Origin of the sequence: Ottowia thiooxydans DSM 14619 (assembly GCF_000422885.1) — a bacterium.
In the GTDB taxonomy this organism is placed as follows: Bacteria; Pseudomonadota; Gammaproteobacteria; order Burkholderiales; family Burkholderiaceae_C; genus Ottowia; species Ottowia thiooxydans.
This window is the reverse complement of sequence record NZ_AUGX01000020.1, coordinates 1-19,267: the sequence shown is the minus strand read 5'-3', so window position 1 is coordinate 19,267 and position 19,267 is coordinate 1. Positions and strand designations below refer to the sequence as shown.

Annotated in this window: 16 protein-coding genes; 9 read left to right on the top strand and 7 right to left on the bottom strand. The window is 58.4% G+C overall.

The window, feature by feature from the left end:
• Positions 1 to 408: 408 nt before the first annotated feature.
• From ppk2 to G518_RS0116750, 7 genes are all read left to right on the top strand, one after another.
• Complete coding sequence (gene ppk2, locus G518_RS0116780; protein ID WP_028603548.1) at positions 409 to 1,611, top strand: polyphosphate kinase 2; 1,203 nt, start codon at positions 409 to 411, stop codon at positions 1,609 to 1,611.
• Positions 1,612 to 1,953: 342 nt separating this feature from the next.
• Positions 1,954 to 3,687 carry a type IV-A pilus assembly ATPase PilB gene (pilB, locus tag G518_RS0116775; RefSeq protein WP_028603547.1) on the top strand — a complete coding sequence of 578 codons (1,734 nt, stop codon included), beginning with the start codon at positions 1,954 to 1,956 and terminating at the stop codon, positions 3,685 to 3,687.
• A gap of 29 nt (positions 3,688 to 3,716) precedes the next feature.
• Entirely contained in the window at positions 3,717 to 4,940 is a 1,224-nt protein-coding gene (locus tag G518_RS0116770; protein WP_028603546.1) for a type II secretion system F family protein, read from the top strand.
• On the top strand, positions 4,940 to 5,785 hold the full coding sequence (locus G518_RS0116765; protein WP_028603545.1) for a prepilin peptidase: 846 nt from the start codon (positions 4,940 to 4,942) through the stop codon (positions 5,783 to 5,785). Before G518_RS0116770 ends, G518_RS0116765 begins: the two co-directional genes overlap by 1 nt.
• 185 nt (positions 5,786 to 5,970) lie before the next feature.
• Complete coding sequence (gene coaE, locus G518_RS0116760; protein WP_028603544.1) at positions 5,971 to 6,585, top strand: dephospho-CoA kinase; 615 nt, start codon at positions 5,971 to 5,973, stop codon at positions 6,583 to 6,585.
• 31 nt (positions 6,586 to 6,616) lie between these two features.
• Positions 6,617 to 7,372 carry a cell division protein ZapD gene (gene zapD / locus G518_RS0116755; RefSeq protein WP_028603543.1) on the top strand — a complete coding sequence of 252 codons (756 nt, stop codon included), beginning with the start codon at positions 6,617 to 6,619 and terminating at the stop codon, positions 7,370 to 7,372.
• The gene (locus G518_RS0116750; RefSeq protein ID WP_028603542.1) at positions 7,369 to 7,596 is read left to right on the top strand and encodes a DNA gyrase inhibitor YacG; all 228 of its coding nucleotides are present in this window, start codon (positions 7,369 to 7,371) and stop codon (positions 7,594 to 7,596) included. The genes zapD and G518_RS0116750 overlap by 4 nt, the downstream gene beginning before the upstream one ends.
• Positions 7,597 to 8,249: 653 nt before the next feature.
• Here G518_RS0116750 and G518_RS0116745 read toward each other — a convergent pair.
• The 4 genes from G518_RS0116745 to secA form a co-directional block, all read right to left on the bottom strand.
• Positions 8,250 to 8,705, bottom strand: a complete 456-nt coding sequence (locus tag G518_RS0116745) for an NUDIX domain-containing protein (protein ID WP_028603541.1) — start codon at positions 8,703 to 8,705, stop codon at positions 8,250 to 8,252.
• A complete protein-coding gene (locus G518_RS0116740) occupies positions 8,702 to 9,580 on the bottom strand; it encodes an ATP-binding protein (RefSeq protein ID WP_028603540.1) in 879 nt (292 codons plus the stop codon). Before G518_RS0116740 ends, G518_RS0116745 begins: the two co-directional genes overlap by 4 nt.
• Positions 9,581 to 9,774: 194 nt before the next feature.
• Entirely contained in the window at positions 9,775 to 11,010 is a 1,236-nt protein-coding gene (gene argJ / locus G518_RS0116735; RefSeq protein WP_028603539.1) for a bifunctional glutamate N-acetyltransferase/amino-acid acetyltransferase ArgJ, read from the bottom strand.
• A gap of 29 nt (positions 11,011 to 11,039) precedes the next feature.
• Entirely contained in the window at positions 11,040 to 13,808 is a 2,769-nt protein-coding gene (gene secA / locus G518_RS0116730) for a preprotein translocase subunit SecA (protein ID WP_028603538.1), read from the bottom strand.
• A 463-nt stretch (positions 13,809 to 14,271) separates the two neighbouring features.
• Here secA and G518_RS0116725 point away from each other — a divergent pair, with 463 nt between their 5' ends.
• Positions 14,272 to 14,604: a DciA family protein gene (locus G518_RS0116725; RefSeq protein WP_028603537.1), complete on the top strand. Its 333-nt coding sequence runs from the start codon at positions 14,272 to 14,274 to the stop codon at positions 14,602 to 14,604.
• Positions 14,605 to 14,650: 46 nt separating this feature from the next.
• Here G518_RS0116725 and G518_RS0116720 read toward each other — a convergent pair whose 3' ends face one another.
• The 3 genes from G518_RS0116720 to G518_RS0116710 form a co-directional block, all read right to left on the bottom strand.
• Complete coding sequence (locus tag G518_RS0116720; RefSeq protein ID WP_028603536.1) at positions 14,651 to 15,238, bottom strand: putative pterin-binding protein; 588 nt, start codon at positions 15,236 to 15,238, stop codon at positions 14,651 to 14,653.
• 867 nt (positions 15,239 to 16,105) lie between these two features.
• Positions 16,106 to 16,414 carry a hypothetical protein gene (locus G518_RS0116715; RefSeq protein ID WP_028603535.1) on the bottom strand — a complete coding sequence of 103 codons (309 nt, stop codon included), beginning with the start codon at positions 16,412 to 16,414 and terminating at the stop codon, positions 16,106 to 16,108.
• Between the two features lie 35 nt (positions 16,415 to 16,449).
• Positions 16,450 to 18,621, bottom strand: coding sequence for a zinc metalloprotease (locus G518_RS0116710; protein WP_028603534.1), 2,172 nt, complete (start codon positions 18,619 to 18,621; stop codon positions 16,450 to 16,452).
• Between the two features lie 380 nt (positions 18,622 to 19,001).
• Between G518_RS0116710 and G518_RS0116705 the strand changes: the two genes are divergently transcribed.
• Positions 19,002 to 19,267, top strand: a 266-nt coding sequence (locus G518_RS0116705) for an IS5 family transposase (protein ID WP_028603533.1), incomplete at its 3' end; no start/stop codon positions are given.

Sequence of the window (19,267 nt, the reverse complement as noted above, 5' to 3'; positions counted from 1 at the left end):
CAATGTGGGTGACGAGTTCTATGGGCGCTCTATATCCGAAAGCAGCGTGACGCTCACCAAGAGTACGGAGCCCAGTGAACCCCGAAACCCGGCTGCCTGCCCGCTCCTGACGGGGAGGCGCTTCCCTGAAGCCAGCGCCCCCCGACCTCCAGCTCGCGCTCCCAACGTCAATAAGGCGGGCGCTGCTTCGTCAAGGCTAGAGGCGCCTTGCCAAATCCAGGCTCAAACGCCCTTTGAAAGTCGCAATATGGTGCGTTGCGGCAAGGTGACATCGTTGTGACATAACACCGTGCAATGTCTCAACCCAGGCGCTTATTGACCAAGATCAATTTGCCGCCGTCGCAGCAGCCGATAGTGATTACAGAGGGCGCCGCACCGCCACTAGTTCAATCACAACCGAGCACAACCATGCGAGAAAAAGCCGCTGCCGCAAAAAAATCCGTGCCTGCCAAAGTCATTCGCAAGACGGCGCAGCCAGCTGGTCGCAAGACCGGCACCAAGAAAGATCTGAACAACCTGGCTCGCCCAACCAGCCGGGGAGACGTCTCGCCTTCGCTGGCGCCCCGCGCAATGGAACAGTTCGTGGTTGAAAGCGCCACCTCTTCCGCTCGCGACAAGCAACTGGCTGCGGCCCGGCACCTGCTCAACGACCCGTCTGCCGGCACCACGACCGAGCGCGCCAGCGGACTGCGCGCCATCCTTGATGGTGCATCTTCGGACGACCGTAAGGCCTTACGCAAAGCGCTCCGCTCACCGGTCGATGCACCCCTGCGCAACGCATCCAACCCCGACGAAGAACTGGTTGAGGGCTGGCGCGACGGTGGCTACCCTTACAAAAACCTGCTACGCCGCTCAGTCTATGAGCAAGAAAAATTCAAGCTGCAGGTGGAGTTGCTCAAGCTGCAGAACTGGGTCAAGGAGACCGGGGCGCGGGTCGTCATCTTGTTTGAGGGCCGAGACGCCGCGGGAAAAGGGGGCACTATCAAGCGCTTCATGGAGCATTTGAACCCACGCGGCGCCCGCGTGGTGGCGCTTGAAAAGCCCACCGACACCGAGCGCGGCCAATGGTACTTCCAACGTTATGTGCAGCATCTGCCCACCCACGGCGAGATCGTGCTGTTCGATCGCAGCTGGTACAACCGTGCCGGCGTTGAGCGCGTCATGGGATTTTGCGAAGAGCAGGAATATCAGGCGTTCATGCGACAGGCGCCCGAGTTCGAGCGCCACCTGGTCAGCAGCGGCGTTTATCTGATCAAGTTCTGGTTCAGCGTCAGCCGTGCCGAGCAGCGCCGGCGGTTCAAAGAGCGAGAAGGCCACCCACTCAAACAGTGGAAGCTGAGCCCCATCGACAAGGCCAGCCTCGACAAATGGGAAGACTACACGCGTGCCAAAGAGCAGATGTTCTTTGATACCGACACCGCTGACAGCCCTTGGACCGTGATCAAGAGCGACTGCAAGAAGCGCGCCCGTCTCAACGCCATGCGCTATGTACTCCACAAACTCCCCTACGCCAGCAAGGAGATGAAGTTGATAGGGAAACTCGACCCGTTAGTGGTCGGCCGGGCGCACGTAGTGTATGAACGAGGAGAGAAACCGCAAGCGCTGATCTGAGCGAGTATTCATGCTCCTCCCGTGGCGCCGAATGGGCCATCGTGATGAAATTTGAAGGTCATGTTCGTCGCAGAGGCGGTGGACCTTATACGCGCCCGACATACCATCTCGGCACGCCATAAGGCCGCTCACATCCCCGTTCAGTTACGAGACAGTTTCCATGGTGATACGGCTCCCTCGATTAGTTTACAAAACGTAAGATTAGAACCACCAAAATCGGGGTCTTCTGACGCAATGTGTTGATTCACCCATACAGTCTGTGGCTTGGTCTTGCATCACCGTTTACAGATACACACTGATCGGCGATGATTGAAGGCGTAACTTAGTAGTATTTCTTCACCCATGGTCACTGCCGAACCCGTTTCCAAGATTCCAGCTTCTGCACTTCCTGGCCTGGGTCGCGCTCTGGTCATGGCTGGCAAACTCAGCCAGCAGGCGGCAGATGACATTTACCGCAAGGCGCTGGCCGGCAATAAGAACTTCATTGCCGAGTTGACAGGGTCCGGCACAGTGTCAGCGGCGGATCTGGCCCATACGATGTCCACGGCGTTTTCAGCGCCCCTGATAGATATTGATGCGCTGGATTCGCAAAAGCTACCCGCCAACCTGATTGACGCCAAGCTGGCGCAGTCCTATCGCCTGCTGGCGCTTGGCAAGCGTAACAACCGCCTGATCATCGCCACGGCAGACCCATCGAACCTCGAAGCGGCAGAAAAGATCAAGTTCACCACGCAAATGGGCGTGGAATGGGTGATCGCCGAGTTCGACAAGCTTTCCACCCTGATCGAAGCGCTCAACCAGTCGACCACTCAGGCGATGGAGGGCCTTGTCGGGGCAGAGTTCGAGTTCGATGAGGCATCCCTGGACACCAACGTTCCGGCGGAAGAAGAGGCGCCACAGACCGATGTAGAAGACGCCCCGGTCGTCAAGTTCTTGCACAAGATGCTGCTTGATGCATTCAATATGCGCGCATCAGACTTGCATTTCGAGCCATTTGAGCATACCTACCGCGTGCGTTTTCGCGTGGATGGCGAACTGAGAGAAATTGCATCGCCACCTGTAGCCATCAAGGAGAAACTGGCCTCGCGCATCAAGGTGATCTCGCGGCTGGATATTTCCGAGAAGCGGGTACCCCAAGACGGCCGTATGAAGCTCAAGATCGGCCCTGATCGCGTGATCGACTTTCGGGTGAGCACCTTGCCGACGCTGTTTGGCGAAAAGATCGTGATCCGGATTCTGGACTCCAGCAGTGCCAAGGTGGGTATTGAGGCACTGGGCTACGAAACGGAAGAGAAAGAGCGCCTGATCAAAGCCATTGCGAGGCCCTATGGGATGATCCTGGTGACAGGCCCCACCGGCTCAGGCAAGACGGTTTCGCTCTACACCTGCCTGAACATGCTGAACAAGCCCGGCGTGAACATCGCCACGGCTGAAGACCCCTCCGAGATCAACCTCCCCGGGGTCAATCAGGTCAACGTCAATGAAAAGGCCGGTCTCACCTTTGCCGTCGCCTTGAAGTCGTTCCTGCGTCAAGATCCGGACATCATCATGGTGGGTGAGATCCGCGATCTGGAAACCGCAGATATCTCCATCAAAGCTGCGCAAACGGGGCATTTGGTGCTCTCCACGCTGCACACGAACGACGCGCCCACCACGCTCACACGTTTGCGCAACATGGGCATTGCCCCTTTCAACATTGCCTCCAGCGTGATCTTGATCACGGCACAACGCCTGGCGCGGCGCCTTTGCCCTAATTGCAAAGCACCAATTGATATTCCCCGCGAAGCCCTCCTGGAGGCTGGCTATCAGGAATCAGAGCTGGACGGCAGTTGGACGCCCTACAAACCCGTAGGTTGCGCCAGTTGCAATAACGGTTACAAAGGCCGCGTCGGCATTTATGAAGTCATGCCGATCAGTGAGGAAATGCAACGCATCATCTTGCGTGACGGCAACGCATTGGAAATCGCCGCTCAGGCGCGTACAGAAGGCGTGCGCTCGCTGCGCACTTCGGGATTGCACAAGGTCAAGCTGGGGGTCACCTCGATGGAAGAGGTCCAGGCTGTGACCAACCTGTAAATCTGCATAACTAGAAAGAATCACCCCGTATGGCAACCCGAGCCGCTACCGCCAAGCAGATCAAGGAATTTGTCTTTGAGTGGAAAGGCAAAGACCGCAATGGCAAAATCGTTCGCGGCGAAACCCGGGCGGCGGGCGAAAAGCAGGTTCAGGCCATGCTGCGCCGTCAAGGCGTTCTGGCCACCCAAATCAAGAAGCGGCGCATGCGCTCGGGCAAGAAGATCAAGCCCAAAGATATCGCCATTTTTACCCGTCAGCTGGCCACAATGATGAAAGCTGGCGTGCCGTTGCTGCAGGCCTTCGATATTGTGGGCCGAGGCAACCCGAACGCCAGCGTCACCAAGCTGCTCAACGATATTCGCCTGGATGTCGAGACCGGCAGCTCTCTTTCGAGCGCGTTCCGAAAGTACCCCCTTTACTTCAACAGCCTCTACTGCAACTTGGTAGAAGCCGGTGAAGCCGCGGGTATTTTGGAGTCTCTGCTCGACCGCCTGGCCACCTACATGGAGAAAACAGAGGCGATCAAATCAAAGATCAAATCGGCGCTGATGTACCCGATCGCCGTGCTGGTGGTGGCCTTCATCGTGGTGACCATCATCATGATCTTCGTGATCCCATCTTTCAAGGATGTGTTCACCTCGTTCGGCGCAGACCTCCCCGCTCCGACTTTGCTCGTCATCGCCATCAGCGAGTTCTTCGTCAAGTACTGGTGGCTCATCTTCGGCATCCTGGGCGGAGGCGGCTACTTTTTCATGCAGGCTTGGAAGCGCAGCGAGAAGATGCAGAAATTCATGGACCGAGTGCTCCTGAAGGTACCTATTTTCGGCGCCCTGGTGGAGAAAGCGGTCGTTGCCCGCTGGACTCGCACTCTCTCCACGATGTTCGCTGCTGGCGTGCCGCTGGTGGAAGCTCTGGACTCAGTGGGCGGCGCTGCCGGAAACTCGGTCTACCTCACCGCCACGGAGAGCATTCAGCAGGAAGTCTCCACCGGTACCAGCTTGACCACCGCCATGACCAATGCGAACTTGTTTCCCAGCATGGTGATACAGATGGCAGCCATCGGCGAAGAATCAGGCTCGCTGGACCACATGCTGGGCAAGGCTGCAGATTTCTACGAAGCGGAAGTCGATGAGATGGTTGCAGGGCTTTCCAGCCTCATGGAGCCCGTCATCATCGTGGTCCTGGGTACGTTGATTGGGGGCATCGTGATCTCCATGTATCTTCCAATTTTCAAGCTTGGACAGGTCGTCTGATGGAATTTTCTAGTTGGTTACACGCCGCCGTTGGCGGCCTGATGGGGCTGCTCGTCGGTAGTTTTCTGAATGTAGTTATCCATCGTTTGCCCAAAATGATGGAGCGCAAGTGGGCTGCCGAATGCGCTGAGCTGTCTGGCCAGGAGCCGGCGTCGCAAGAACCCTTCAGCCTGGTGGCCCCGCGTTCGCGCTGCCCGCACTGCGGGCATCAGATCGGCTGGCATGAAAACATTCCGGTGCTGAGCTATGTGTTCCTTCGCGGTAAGTGCTCTGCCTGCAGCAAGCCCATCAGTGCCCGCTACCCATTGGTAGAGTTGGTGACCGGCGGCTTGTTCGCCTGGTGTGCCTGGACCTGGGGCTGGACACCCATCGCCGGCGCCTGGTGCCTCTTTTCGGCGGCTCTGGTGGCTCTCACGCTGATCGACTGGGACACCACGTTGCTGCCGGATGACATCACTTTACCCCTGCTCTGGGCGGGCCTGATCGCCTCGGTGCTGGGCTGGACAGGCGTCGAGATATCGAGCGCCTTGTGGGGTGCGGTAGCTGGTTATATGTCACTATGGTTGGTGTTCTGGGGCTTCAAGCTGGCTACCGGCAAAGAGGGCATGGGCTACGGCGATTTCAAGCTGTTCGCAGCTCTGGGGGCCTGGTTTGGATGGCAGGCTCTGGTACCCATCATCCTGATGGCCTCCGTAATCGGTGCGTTGGTGGGCATAGGCATGAAGATGAACAGCTCGCTGCGTGAGGGCGGTGTGGTGCCCTTCGGCCCATTCCTGGCCATGGGTGGCATAACCGCCATGCTGTTTGGCCCTCAAACCATCTTGCGTGTGATTGGGCTGGGGTAACCCCCTGAGGCGCTTTCGCGCCTTCCCCCAAGGGGGACGCAGCCAGCGGCCTGGCAAAGCCAGCTCCGCGGCTGCCCTGGCATGGCGTGCTCCGCGGCCTTCAGCGTTGTCCCCCTATGGGGAAGGCACCGAAGGTGACACAGGGGGGCTTACACTCCTCTTATGTGGTGTGATGGACAACTGAAATGAACCAGCCTTTGCGTCTTGGACTTACCGGCGGTATCGGTAGCGGGAAAAGCACTGTGGCCGGGATGCTCGCCGAGTACGGCGCGGCCATCATTGATTCAGATGCTATTTCGCGGGCCACCACGGCGGTCGGTGGCGTGGCCTTACCGGCCATTGAAGCTGCTTTTGGCTCACAGATGATAGGGATGGATGGTGCGCTGGATCGCGCCACCATGCGCCAGTTGGTGTTCAGCGATCCTTCGGCCCGGCAAAGGCTTGAAGCTATCGTTCATCCACTGATCAGCCATGAGGTTGACCGGCAAGCTTCGCTTGGCGTGGAGCAAGGCAAGAAATTCCTGGTGTTCGATGTACCTCTGCTTGTGGAATCCGGCGCGCGCTGGCGAAGTAAAGTCGACCGTGTGCTGGTGGTTGACTGCCCTGCCCAGACACAGATTGAGCGCGTGATGGTGCGCAGCGGTCTCACGAGCGAGGAAGTGCAGCGCGTCATCGATGCCCAGGCGTCTCGCGAAGCGCGCCTTTCGGCTGCAGATATCGTGATCTACAACGGCTCTGGCGTGTCACTTTCCACATTGCACGAAAGCGTGGAAAACGTAGTCACCAGCTTGGGACTATGATGGTGGCCGCCCCAGCCATGGCAACACCCGCGTGATACTTTACGAATATCCATTTAACGAGCGCATTCGCACATACCTCAGACTCGAACATCTGTTTGGACGTCTCGGCCAATTGCTGCCGCGCGAAGCGGCGCTCGATCATCATTTCGCCCTCATCACGATCTTCGAGATCATGGATGTGAGCAGCCGCGCCGATTTGAAATCGGACGTACTCAAAGATCTGGAGAAGCTGAAAAGCCATATGTCTGCGTTTCGCGGCAACCCGGCTATTTCAGAAACTTCACTCGACTTCATCCTTGGACAAATCGAAAACGCATTCACACAGTTCAGCCAGCAGATCGGCAAACCCGGCCATGAACTGACAGACAACGAGTGGCTCATGAGCATTCGTAGTCGAGCCGTTATTCCAGGCGGGACATGCGAGTTTGACTTGCCGGCCTACCATGCCTGGCAGCACGGCGCTTCGGCCAACCGGAGAGCCGATCTTGATCGATGGGCCAACACCCTGGGACCGCTTGCACGCGCTCTAGCGCTGCTGATGCAGATTCTGCGTGACTCCGGGAAACCACAAAAGGTGATGTCCACGGCCGGGCAATTCCAACAGACGCTTCCGCAGGGCCGCAGTTTTCAATTGCTTCGCCTGCGGATCGACGAATCGCTGGGCCTGGTCCCGGAAATCAGCGGCAACCGGTTAGTGACCTCTGTGCGCCTCATGCGACACGGGGATGACGGCAAGCTGCACACGGCGCGCGAAGAAGTGCCATTCGAACTCACTCTTTGCGCATGAGCACCCCGCCTACCCCTCCGCAGAAGGCAGACAAGCCTCGCACCGTGCGCTGCCCGGCCTGTAGCGGCCCCAGCCTCTACTCACCGGAGAACATCTTCAGGCCTTTTTGCAGCGAGCGCTGCAAAATGCATGACCTCGGCGCCTGGGCCAGCGAGAGTTTCCGCATGGAGGTGCAAGAGGACGATGGCGCCACTACGCCAGAAAGCGGAGTGCCTCTTCAATAGCCGCCCTGGGAGAGGCTGATGCAGGTGCGCCTGCCGACTTGAGCCCCAGAACCCGAGGCTGTGAGCTGGGTTACTCCTTCCCCCTCTGGGGGAAGGTGGGGCGGGGCCGGCCAACCGGTGGGGGCAAGCGGCGGTTGATTGAGCGCTGCGTTGCGAGTTACCCCCTGCTCTTCTCCCGAAGTCAGAGGCCGGGAATTGCACCCGGCAGCGCAGTCACTTTCGTTCGCTCCGCCGCCGGATGGCCGGCCCAAAGAAAGTAACCAAAGAAAGGGCGGCCCCACCGGACGCGTCCCTGCGCTGCGCTCCGGGCAACTTGCGATGCTCAGCCAAGGGGCGGTGCAGCCGAACTCACTGCGTTCACTTCGTTCTCTACGTTCAAACAACGGCTGCAAGCTAGTTCACGAAGCAAGAGCATCTTTCAGTGCTCTTGCCCGCCCCTTGCCCTGCGCTTCTCAGCGCGGCCAGAGGGGTGGGATACCCATTCGGGCCATCGCTGCGCTCGGCCCTCAGGATGCTCGTCTTTCCCAATCGGGAAAGAAAAATTCAAGGCTTTGGCAGAGTGGGCTCTAGCAACACGTTCAAGATCCGCGCAGGCTCATATATTCACATCAGCATGAAAAATCAGCGCCTTGTCACGGTTCTTGTGGAGGCTGTCAGGGAGTCTCTTCTTCTAACCATCGTAGAACGGGGAGCGCGCCGGGCAATACCGGAGTTGCCTGTACTGGCAAGCTCTCCCAGGCAAAAGCCTGGCCTTCGCGCATTGAAAGCTCGCCTTGCCAGGTGGTCACCTTGCAAAAATACAGCCGTACCAAGGCGTGTGGATAGTCCACCATTTGTTCCCGCCAACGGATGACTTGCGCAGGCTCCACCTGAATACCCAGCTCTTCGTGCAGCTCGCGCGCCAGAGCCTGCTCCACGGTTTCGCCCGCCTCCAGCTTGCCGCCAGGAAACTCCCAGTACCCTTCGTAGACCTTGCCTGCGGGCCGTGAGGTGAGCAAGAACGCGCCGTCTGCTCTGAACAGGACACCCACGCCCACATCCACTACAGGCCGCTCCCCGCCCTGCGCACGCGGCAAGTGCGTGTCGGCTTTGATGAGGGGATCGTTCACCGCTTCTCAGCGCTGCGCCCGACGAAATCGCGGGCGAACTGGTAAGCCACTCGGCCTGAGCGCGAACCGCGTTCCAACGCCCACACCAGGGCCTCTGGCCGCGACGCCGCAATCTCTTGCTGCGAAGCCCCAAGCGACGACAGCCATTGGGCCACGATGACCAAGTATTCGTCCTGGCTGAAGGGATAAAAGCTGACCCAGAGGCCAAACCGCTCAGAAAGCGATATCTTTTCTTCGATAACTTCGCCCGGGTGTACCTCACCATCTTCGGTGTGCTGATAGCTGAGGTTTTCCTTCATGTACTCCGGCAGCAGATGCCGCCGATTACTGGTGGCATAGATCAACACATTCGGCGTGCTAGCGGCCACGGAGCCATCGAGAATGGATTTCAGCGCCTTGTAGGAACCATCGCCCTCTTCAAAGCTGATGTCATCGCAGTAAACGATGAATTTCTCAGGCAGCCCGGCCACGATTTCCACAATGTCAGGCAGATCGATCAGATCGGCTTTGTCGACCTCAATCAGCCTGAGACCCTGTGGTGAATAAGTGCTCAAGCAAGCCTTGATGAGCGAAGACTTACCTGTACCGCGTGCCCCGGTGAGCAGCACGTTGTTGGCGGGGCGCCCTTCCACAAACTGGCGCGTATTGCGATCGATCTTTTCCTTCTGCTGGTCGATTTCCTTCAGGTCATCGAGCGACATGGCAGCCACGTGGCGCACAGGCTCCAGGGAGCCGTGCCCCGAGGACCGTTTGCGATAGCGCCAGGCTACAGATTGGCTCCAATCCGGCGCCGACAAAGGCCGGGGAAGCACCGTTTCGATTCGCGTGATGAGGCTATCGAGCCGGTCAATCAGCTTGGAAACCATCGAGTCCATAAGAATCCGTCAAAAATTGATCGTTACAAGATCAAGGATCAAGAGTGGTGCCAAGTCGCCTTCAAAAACACACCCGTTCACGCTGAGCTTGGCATGTCCTGAGCCTGGTCGAAGGGTCGAAGCACCGCGCGAGGCTTCAACAGACTCAGCCCGAACGGTGTTTTTCGATTAACAGCAACTCGACCTGAGATTTATCAGGACCTGTAATCCGCGTTGATGCTCACGTATTCGTGGCTGAAGTCGCAAGTCCAGACCGTGTCGGTCGCCGTGCCTCGGCCAAGCAAGACCCGCACCGTAATCTCGGATTGTTTCATGACGCGCTGACCATCTTCCTCGCGGTAGGCGGGATTGCGGCCGCCTTTGATGGCCACGTGCACGTCGTCCAGATAGAGGTCGATCAAGGTCTGTTCGAGATCGTTGATGCCCGCGTAGCCTACGGCGGCCAAAATGCGACCAAGATTAGGATCGCTGGCGAAAAACGCTGTTTTGACCAGAGGGGAGTGCGCTATCGAGTAAGCCACCTGACGGCATTCAGCGGCGGTCTTGCCCCCTTCAACGCGGACAGTAATGAACTTGGTGGCGCCCTCGCCATCTCGCACAATGGCTTGCGCCAACTGGCGAGCCACGCCAAGCAGCGCCTCTTTCAGGGCGCGGCCATCTGCCGAGTCAAGCGAGGTCACTGGTGCGTGGGCGGCCTGATTCGAAGCGATGACAATGAAGGAATCATTGGTGGATGTGTCCCCGTCAATCGTCACGCGATTGAATGAGCCTTCCGCCAACTCCAGCGCCAGCTGGTGCATCACGGCCGGGTCAACACGCGCATCCGTGGCGAGGAATCCAAGCATGGTCGCCATGTTGGGGCGGATCATGCCAGCCCCTTTGCTGATGCCGGTGATGGTGATTTCCACACCGCCCACCATGGCCTTGGCACTGAAGGCCTTGGGCAAGGTGTCGGTGGTCATGATGGCCTCGGCAGCCCGGCCCCAGTGAGCAACTTGGGCATCCGCCAAGGCAGCTGGGAGGCCAGCGATGATGCGGTCCACCGGAAGCGGCTCCATGATGACACCGGTTGAAAACGGCAGCACCTGTTCGGGGGAAACCTTGAGCAAATCGGCCAGGGCGGCGCTGGTCTGGCGTGCACGCTTCAAACCATCTTCACCGGTGCCGGCATTGGCATTGCCGGTGTTCACCACCAGCGCCCGGATGGGTAAGCCCTTCTGATTTTGCAGGTGTTCGCGGCAAACCTGCACCGGCGCGGCGCAAAAGCGGTTGCTGGTGAAGACGCCGCCGATGCTGGCCCCTTCATCGATCAGGAAAACCGTGAGGTCTTTTCGGTTCGCCTTGCGCACGCCTGCTTCAGCAACGCCGATGCGCACGCCGGCTACAGGAAATAGGCGAGAAGGATCAGGAGCAGCGAGGTTGACAGGCATGCTGGGCTTTCTAGAAATGAGTCTGCGCGTCAGCTTAAAGCGCCATGGCACTGCTTGTACTTTTTGCCGCTACCGCAAGGGCAGGGCTCATTGCGGCCTACGCGAGGTAAATCCCCCGCGGCGGCGCCCAGGGCCAGGGCAGACGCTGGAACGGTCTCGGCTTCGCCGGTTTCAGTAGGCGCGGTGTAAGTCACGTTGCTGAACTTCTCGGCGCGCTGCTCCAGATTCTCAGCCGCTTGCTCGATCTCCTCGCTAGACTGGATTTTCACCGTCATCAGCGTACGCGTGACTTCGTTTTTCACGATGTCCAACAATTGGCCGAACAGCGCGAAGGCTTCCCGCTTGTACTCTTGCTTAGGCTGCTTTTGCGCGTAACCGCGCAAATGGATGCCTTGGCGCAGGTAGTCCAGCGCACTCAGGTGCTCACGCCAGTGGCTATCAATGTTTTGCAGTAGCACTGCACGCTCGAACGGACGGAAATTTTCTACCCCGACCAGCTCCCGCTTGGCCGCGTAGGCCTCGTCTGCAGCCTTGAGTACTTTTTCCAGGATTTCTTCATCGGTCATGGCCGCTGAAGCTTCGATTTCCTTTTGCAAAGGCAAATCGATATGCCATTCATCTGCCAGCACCTTCTCCAGAGCAGGTATGTCCCACTGCTCTTCCACCGAATCTGCCGGCACGTACTGACGCACCAGATCCGTGAAGCAGCCCTGCCGCAAGGATGCAATCTGGGCTTCGAGATCGATCGCGTCCAGGATCTCATTGCGCTGCTGGTAGATGACCTTGCGCTGGTCATTGGACACGTCGTCATACTCAAGCAATTGCTTGCGTACATCGAAGTTGCGAGCCTCAACCTTGCGCTGCGCGCTTTCGATGCTGCGCGTGACGATGCCGGCTTCAATGGCCTCGCCTTCGGGCATTTTCAGGCGGTCCATGATGGAGCGCACGCGGTCACCAGCGAAGATGCGCATGAGTGCGTCATCCAGGCTCAGATAAAAGCGTGAAGAACCGTTGTCGCCCTGACGGCCTGAACGGCCGCGCAGTTGGTTGTCGATCCGGCGGCTCTCATGGCGCTCGGTGGCAATGATGCGCAAACCGCCCAGAGATTTGACATGCTCATGATCTGCCTGCCACTGCTCACGCAGCTTGGCGCGCATTGCCTCACGGCCTGCTTCGTCCAGGGAAGGATCGGCCTCCAGGGCCTCGATCGCTTTTTCGACGTTGCCGCCGAGAACAATGTCCGTACCCCGGCCCGCCATGTTGGTGGCGATGGTGATCATCTTTGGACGCCCGGCCTGGGCCACGATGTCAGCTTCCCGCGCATGCTGCTTGGCGTTGAGCACCTGGTGAGGCAGCTTTTCCTTTTGCAGCAACTCGTCGATGACTTCGGAGTTCTCAATCGAGGTCGTGCCCACCAGCACCGGCTGCCCGCGTTCGTAGCACTCACGGATATCCGCAATCGCGGCGGCGTACTTTTCCTCGGTGGTTTTGTAAACCCGATCGAGTTGGTCGTCGCGTCGGCTTGGCTTGTTGGGCGGGATCACTACGGTTTCCAGACCGTAGATTTCCTGAAACTCATAAGCTTCGGTGTCGGCCGTGCCGGTCATGCCCGAAAGCTTCTTATAGAGGCGGAAATAGTTCTGGAAGGTGATGGAGGCGAGCGTCTGGTTCTCAGCCTGGATCTGTACGCCTTCTTTGGCTTCCACGGCTTGATGCAGACCATCGCTCCAGCGGCGACCACTCATGAGACGGCCGGTGAATTCGTCGACGATTACGATCTCTGGCCCACGCTCGCCTTCCTGCACCACGTAATGCTGATCACGATGGTAGAGGTGGTTGGCCCGCAGCGCTGCATACAGATGGTGCATGAGCGAGATATTGGCTGGGTCGTAGAGGCTGGCGCCAGGCGCGATCAGACCTTGCTCGGCCAAAACGCGCTCAGCGGTCTCATGCCCCTGCTCTGTCAGGTACACCTGATGGGCTTTTTCATCGACCGTAAAGTCGCCCGGCTTGGTGACACCTGCGCCGGTACGGGGGTCGGCTTCGCCTTCCTGGCGGGTCAAAGCGGGGATGACCTTGTTGATGGCCACGTAGGTGGCCGTGTGGTCTTCAGCCTGACCGCTGATGATCAGCGGCGTGCGGGCTTCATCGATCAGGATCGAATCCACCTCATCGACAATGGCGTAGTTGAGCTTGCGCTGCACGCGCTCACCCGGCTCGTAGACCATGTTGTCGCGCAGGTAGTCAAAGCCGTATTCGTTATTGGTGCCGTAGGTGATGTCAGAGCCGTACGCAGCCTGCTTCTCCTCACGCGACATCTGGGGCAGGTTGACACCCACTGCCAGGCCGAGGAAGGAATAGAGTCGGCCCATCCACTGGGCATCCCGGTTGGCGAGGTAGTCGTTCACCGTGACCACGTGAACGCCATTGCCTGCCAGGGCATTGAGATAAACGGGAAGCGTGGCGGTGAGCGTCTTGCCCTCGCCCGTACGCATTTCGGCGATTTTCCCCTCGTGCAGCGCCATGCCGCCAATGAGCTGCGCATCGAAATGGCGCATCTTCATCACGCGTTTGGAGCCCTCTCGCACAACTGCGAAGGCTTCAGGCAGGAGTTGATCCAGGGTTTCGCCCTTCTCAATCCTGTCTTTGAATTCCTGCGTTTTTGCGCGCAGGTCATCGTCGCTCAGCTTCTCGAAATCAGGTTCAAGAGCATTGATGCGGGCCGCAACTTTGCGGAATTGTTTGAGCAGACGGTCATTGCGACTGCCAAAAATCTTGGTGAGGAAATTGGTGGCCATGCGTGCACGGCCGCCTTGCTCGTTGACACAAGCAGACGGCCAAAACCCCTAAGACGTCAGAAATGAATACGGAAACTGAGGGCGATCAGCCTGAAATACAAGTCTGGAGGCACTAACGTACCTCACAAACCCATAAACTGACCACCCTTCGCTCGCGCGAGTAACCAAACATTTTACCTGCGCTACAAGAGACCCCGTTGACACGATAATTCCGCTTCAATCTGGAAACGAAAATGGAGCTCACTCTGAGAGCGTATTTACCGATGAATTCTTGCTGCGAACAGGGCGGGACGGGAGGTACAGTCAGGACGTGTTAGAAAGGGCTGGGCTCCCTTGAATAGGCGTACTTAGCCGTTTAACGCCTTCACTCGGTGGGACCGGGTCCTACAACCATTCGCAAATTGCCGTTCGTGGGATTTCCTAAAGATTTCAAGCGATTAACCCAATAAGTTTCCCAGGTTCAATGCACACTCCCCGCCGTCCCTCTGCTGTTTCTGTGCTTCAAGCGGTTGAGAGCGCCCCCACCCTCGCCCACCTGAGCCAGATGGCCAGCCAGTCGGCCATCCGGTTGGCACTCATCCGGCCCTTGATTCCCAAGGCCTTGCAGGGCGCTGTGCAGGCAGGTGCGCTCGAAGAAGGTAGCTGGTGCCTGCTGGTTCCCAATAGCGCGGCCGCCGCCAAGCTGCGCCAAATGACCCCCTCGCTGCTGGAAGTGTTGCAGGCGAGAGGTCATGCCGTGACGAAGCTGCGGATCAAGATAGTGACCACCACAGGGCAAGCTGGCTTCAGGCGCTGAGCGCCCGACAGACTCTTCGTACCTTAGGTCTGAAGCCTGCAGAACATCAGGTCCCAACGACCACGTGATACAAGCCCCAAGGACACTTCGCAAAGCGCTCGGTCACAGGTTTGGCGGCCAGTTCAGGATTTCGGTCGGCGTCAAGCACCGCCCATAAGGGCCCCAGGCCGCCCAAAGGCATGGGTTTGCCATCGAGATGCGTGGCCACAATCAGCTCAAGTTTGCGGGCTTCGCCCAGGGAAAGCTCGATCGTGTAGCCGTCGATGGCGCGCATCGCCAATGGTGTGGCCGCGTCTTCGGGGGCCCCAGCGGCGCGAAGCACCTCTGTCAACAAGGGGCCGCGCAGGGCGTGCACCTTGTTGTCATATTCGAGCGTGGGGCGGATGGTTCGGGCAGGCAACTTCTGCAGCGCCGCGAAATCGAAGACGTGGGCACGAGTAAAGTTCTGCTGCTGCTTGACCATCATCTGGTCGAGGGCTTTGTCTAGAGGTCCGCGGTTGGTGTTGCGCACCGAGCCGGTCACCGTCAACAAGCCTGGGCCTGCGCCGCCTCCGGCCTTGGTTGTCGCCGCGCCTGCGGTTCCACCGATTGCTGCCAGTGTGGTGGCTGCTAGGAATTGTCGTTTGCTGGTCATGCCCTTGCTCCTTTTGGTGGTGCGGATTTTTGATCGGGTGGGGGCTGGGGTCAAATGGGGAGGTGGGGATGAGGGGTATTGCTTGGCATCGTGGGCTGATTGCCTTCGGCCTCGCCGGGCGGGCTGGTCCTTCAGTACGCGGGCTAGTGCCGGGTTTGCTGCTGAGTTAGGAGCGACGACATTTGATTGGGTTAGTACGCGCTTTGTAACGACCTTCTGTTCTTCAATTTAGGTCGGAGGCCGGGATTGCGCCCGGCTGCGCAGTCCCTTTCTTTGCTCGCCCAAAGTAAGGAACCAAAGAAATGCGACCCCAAGTCCGTGTCCCTGCGCTGCGCTCCGGGCACCCTCCGGTGCTCAGTCAAGGGGCGGTGCGGCAGAACTCGCTCCGTTCGCTTCGCTCACTACGTTCAAACAGCTGCCGCAAGCTAGTTCTTGAAGCAAGAGCATCTTGCAGTGCTCTTGCACGCCCCTTGCCCTGCGCTCCTCGGCACGGCCTCAAGGGGTGGGATACCCACTCGGGCCATTGCTGCGCTCGGCCCTGAAACTGTCAGTCGCGCGCGAATGGTTTTACACCCTCTCCCGCAGGCGGGAGAGGGTGGGGTGAGGGTCAGCGCCTCAATCACAACCGACCTTTTCAGGCCTACATCGGCAGGAATATCTACGACTTCATGCGCCAAAAAAAGAACTCATTCGTAATAGACGCGCTGCCAACCCTCACCCCAGCCCTCTCCCGCCTGCGGGAGAGGGAGCAAGATCAGAAGGCCGCGGAGCAGGCCATGCGGGGTAGCCGCGGAGCTGGCTTTGCCAGGCCGCTGGCTGCGTCCCCCTCAGGGGGATGGCGCGAAGCGACTCAGGGGGAACTAGCAATCAAGGCTCAGCGATCAGCGTGTAAAGCACTTGGCCACTATAGGCGTCATCGAAGTCCATCGACTTGTCGCGCAGGCCTAAAACGCAATTGATGGTGGCGGTCCGAGTGCCAGTGTCCACGCTGCTATTGAGGTCCACGAGCACTTGCCCGAAATGATGATCCTCACCATTGGCGAAACCTACTCTGAAGCCCCTCAAAACTACGAACACCCGATCAACTGGGTTGGGGAACGTATGAACCTGGGGCGCGGTGCTTGCCGGCCCTCCAGTCTGCAACGAGAAGTCGAACTGACCTTGATGGATTTGCATGGTGCTGAATCTCCCGAAGAATGACAAAGACAGACCTATTGCGGCCCATGCATTACGCGCTGCGTCTGAATTCTCTTGACGTGTCGCTCAGGCGCACAGGGTTCGTAGGCAATGGGACTCTCCCAGTAACCAATGCCCGTCGCAATGCCGCTTGAGGCGAGCACCCGCAGCTTGGTCAACTTCAAGCTGTCAAGCAAACGGGTCTTGTCAATGATGAGGAACGGCTTCGTACTGCGGGGAGCGAGGCCAGCCCAATCCCCGCCGTCAACCTGAACCTGTACCACGTAGATCAGATCGGCCGCGCACCCCTGAGGCTGCTCAACGCTCCACTCCAATACAACGTGCGGTGAGCACTCGTCGTCATGGCCAGTCGCCGTCACTTGGACGACAGGGGCGGCGGGGATGCACTCCTCATGAATAAGCTCGTCGCATTCATAGATCGACAGTTTCTTAGCCCGTACATCGTAGGGCACAGGATGGCGATACCTGATTGGCCATTTCGATGAGCCACAGCATCCACAACCGCCGCCATCCTTGTACGTTTCATCATAGATAGGGCTTGACACCAGCACACGCCCGTCCTCACCCGAGAATTCAATGGAAAAAGCAGTTGAGCGCTTCTGCAACGTGCGCGGACGGACTGGAAAATGGAAAGTTGAAGCGAGCGTGACTTGCCTTTGCCGATCAATCTGGATGTCAAGAAACAAGTTCTCGCGTTTGCCGGACACCGGCTCTCCCACAGTCATGCTCATCGGGGAGGGGTTCATATAGTGTGCAGACCACTGGTTGAACGCGTTCAGATAGGTGTATGGACTCACCCACTGAGTTGGAGCATAGCCAAGCACGTCGCGGGAAACCTGAGGGGTCCGAAGGGTGATGTTTGAGCCATTGATCTCCACCCCAAACTCACCAATGCTGCCAATCGCATAAGGCTGATAGTTTGGATAGTTGTCATCCGGGTTTGGAGGCATGCGTACACACTCCCCAGGCTGGCAGGGCGCGTGATCGAAACCCAGGGCGTGCCCGAACTCATGCGCGAACCTAGCGTCGCTGCCGCTGTCGATCCGGCTAACACAGCCGCCATCTCCGCCACATCCACCGGCCCGTGGGTAACCAGGCGGCATGAAGCCGACGATGACCCCGCGTCTATCACCGAGCATGTCCAACAGCGCGCTAACAATGCCACCAAACGAGTCGCAGACAGGCGAATTTCCATCGGGGTCGGGCGCCTCTGACCAATCCATGTAGTCGTAGCTGGATGTGATCGGGGCCATCGGGTACAACCGATTTGCAAAGGCCATCTCGTTACGACATTCGGAAGGAAGTGGGTAGAACGTGGATGCACCTGGAATGCGGTGCGGTCCAACATCCGGCCCGGTGTAACGCACTCCGACGAGATGGATCGGTGGTGGCGTTGTTTTGACGAACTTGGTCTGGGAACGGTACTCACGCACGAACTCACCTGGACGATTCACAAGCACGAGGTTGACCGTGATGGTCGGTTCACCTTCGCACAGCGTGGTGGGGAGCAAGAAATTGAGCGTTCGATCAGCGCGTTGGCGAGACACGATGCCATCAGGATGTGGCGTAATTTCAGCAACTGGCGCGTCGATTGCCACGCCATCAACGCCAGTGAAGGCGACCGGAGACACGGTAATTTCCTGGTTTCCATTGCGAATAGTCAATGTGCCTGAAAGCGGTGACATTGGATGGGTGGAGCTCCCATCGAGGTCCACATAGACACGTGCACAGGTGGGTTTACCCTCAACCAATGGAATGGCGTTATCCGGAAGTGCATGCTGTATGGCCAGATGTTGGCTGCTCCGGAAAGCCTGGATGGCTTGATTGAATTCGATCCCGGTTACCCAGATGTCAGGCCTCGGCTCACCGGGTACTAATGCGCCGACCGGCTCAAGCTCCGCGAAGATGACGAATTCAATCAGTGCCGTATAGCGTGCGCTGAGGTCCACATCGCGAACTTCGACATCGATGGTTACTTCGACCGCGCTCTTGTCATCAGGCGTCACCTTGACATCCAGCAGGATGGACAGCATGCCCAGCTCATCGTCGTCACTGCCCAGCAAGCGTGCGTTGTAGCCCGAAAGTCCAATCCCGCAAGCCTGAACGTTACGCGAAAAACTGAAGCGCCCTCGACTCAGGTGGCGTCCGGCACCGATCTCGATGTTGAGGCTGTGCTGAGTGATCATCGTCGACCTGTTCAGAGTATTTGATGCTCATTAAATACCCAATGAACCGACTGTCAACGGTGGAGTGAGGAGCGTAGTGTTTGATTGTGTTACTACGCGCTCTTTAACTAGCTTCTGTTCTTCGATTGAGGTCGGAGGCCGGGATTGCGCCCGGCTGCGCAGTCCCTTTCTTTGCTCGCCCAAAGTAAGGAACCAAAGAAAAGGCGCCCCACCGGACGCGTCCCTGCGCTGCGCTCCGGGCAACTTGCGATGCTCGGTCAAGGGGCGGTGCAGCCGAACTCACTGCGTTCACTTCGTTCTCTACGTTCAAACAGCGGCTGCAAGCTAGGGCGTGTTAACACTAATTGAGTTACCCCTGGGTGGCCAGAGATACTTCATCCATGGAAATCACACCAGCCCAGTTTGCCCAGATCGAGCACTGCCTTCCTGTACAGCGCGGCAATGTAGGTGTCTCGAATTTGGACGTGTTGAATGCGATTCTTTATGTTGCTGAGCACGGGTGCAAATGGCGTGGCCTGCCCGCGCGCTTGGGCAACTGGCACACCATCTACACGCGCATGAGTCGCTGGTCCAAGAGTGGCGTGCTCGATCGTGTGTTTGCCGAGCTTCAGCAGGCCCAAGTTGTGCGCATCAAGATCGAGGCAGT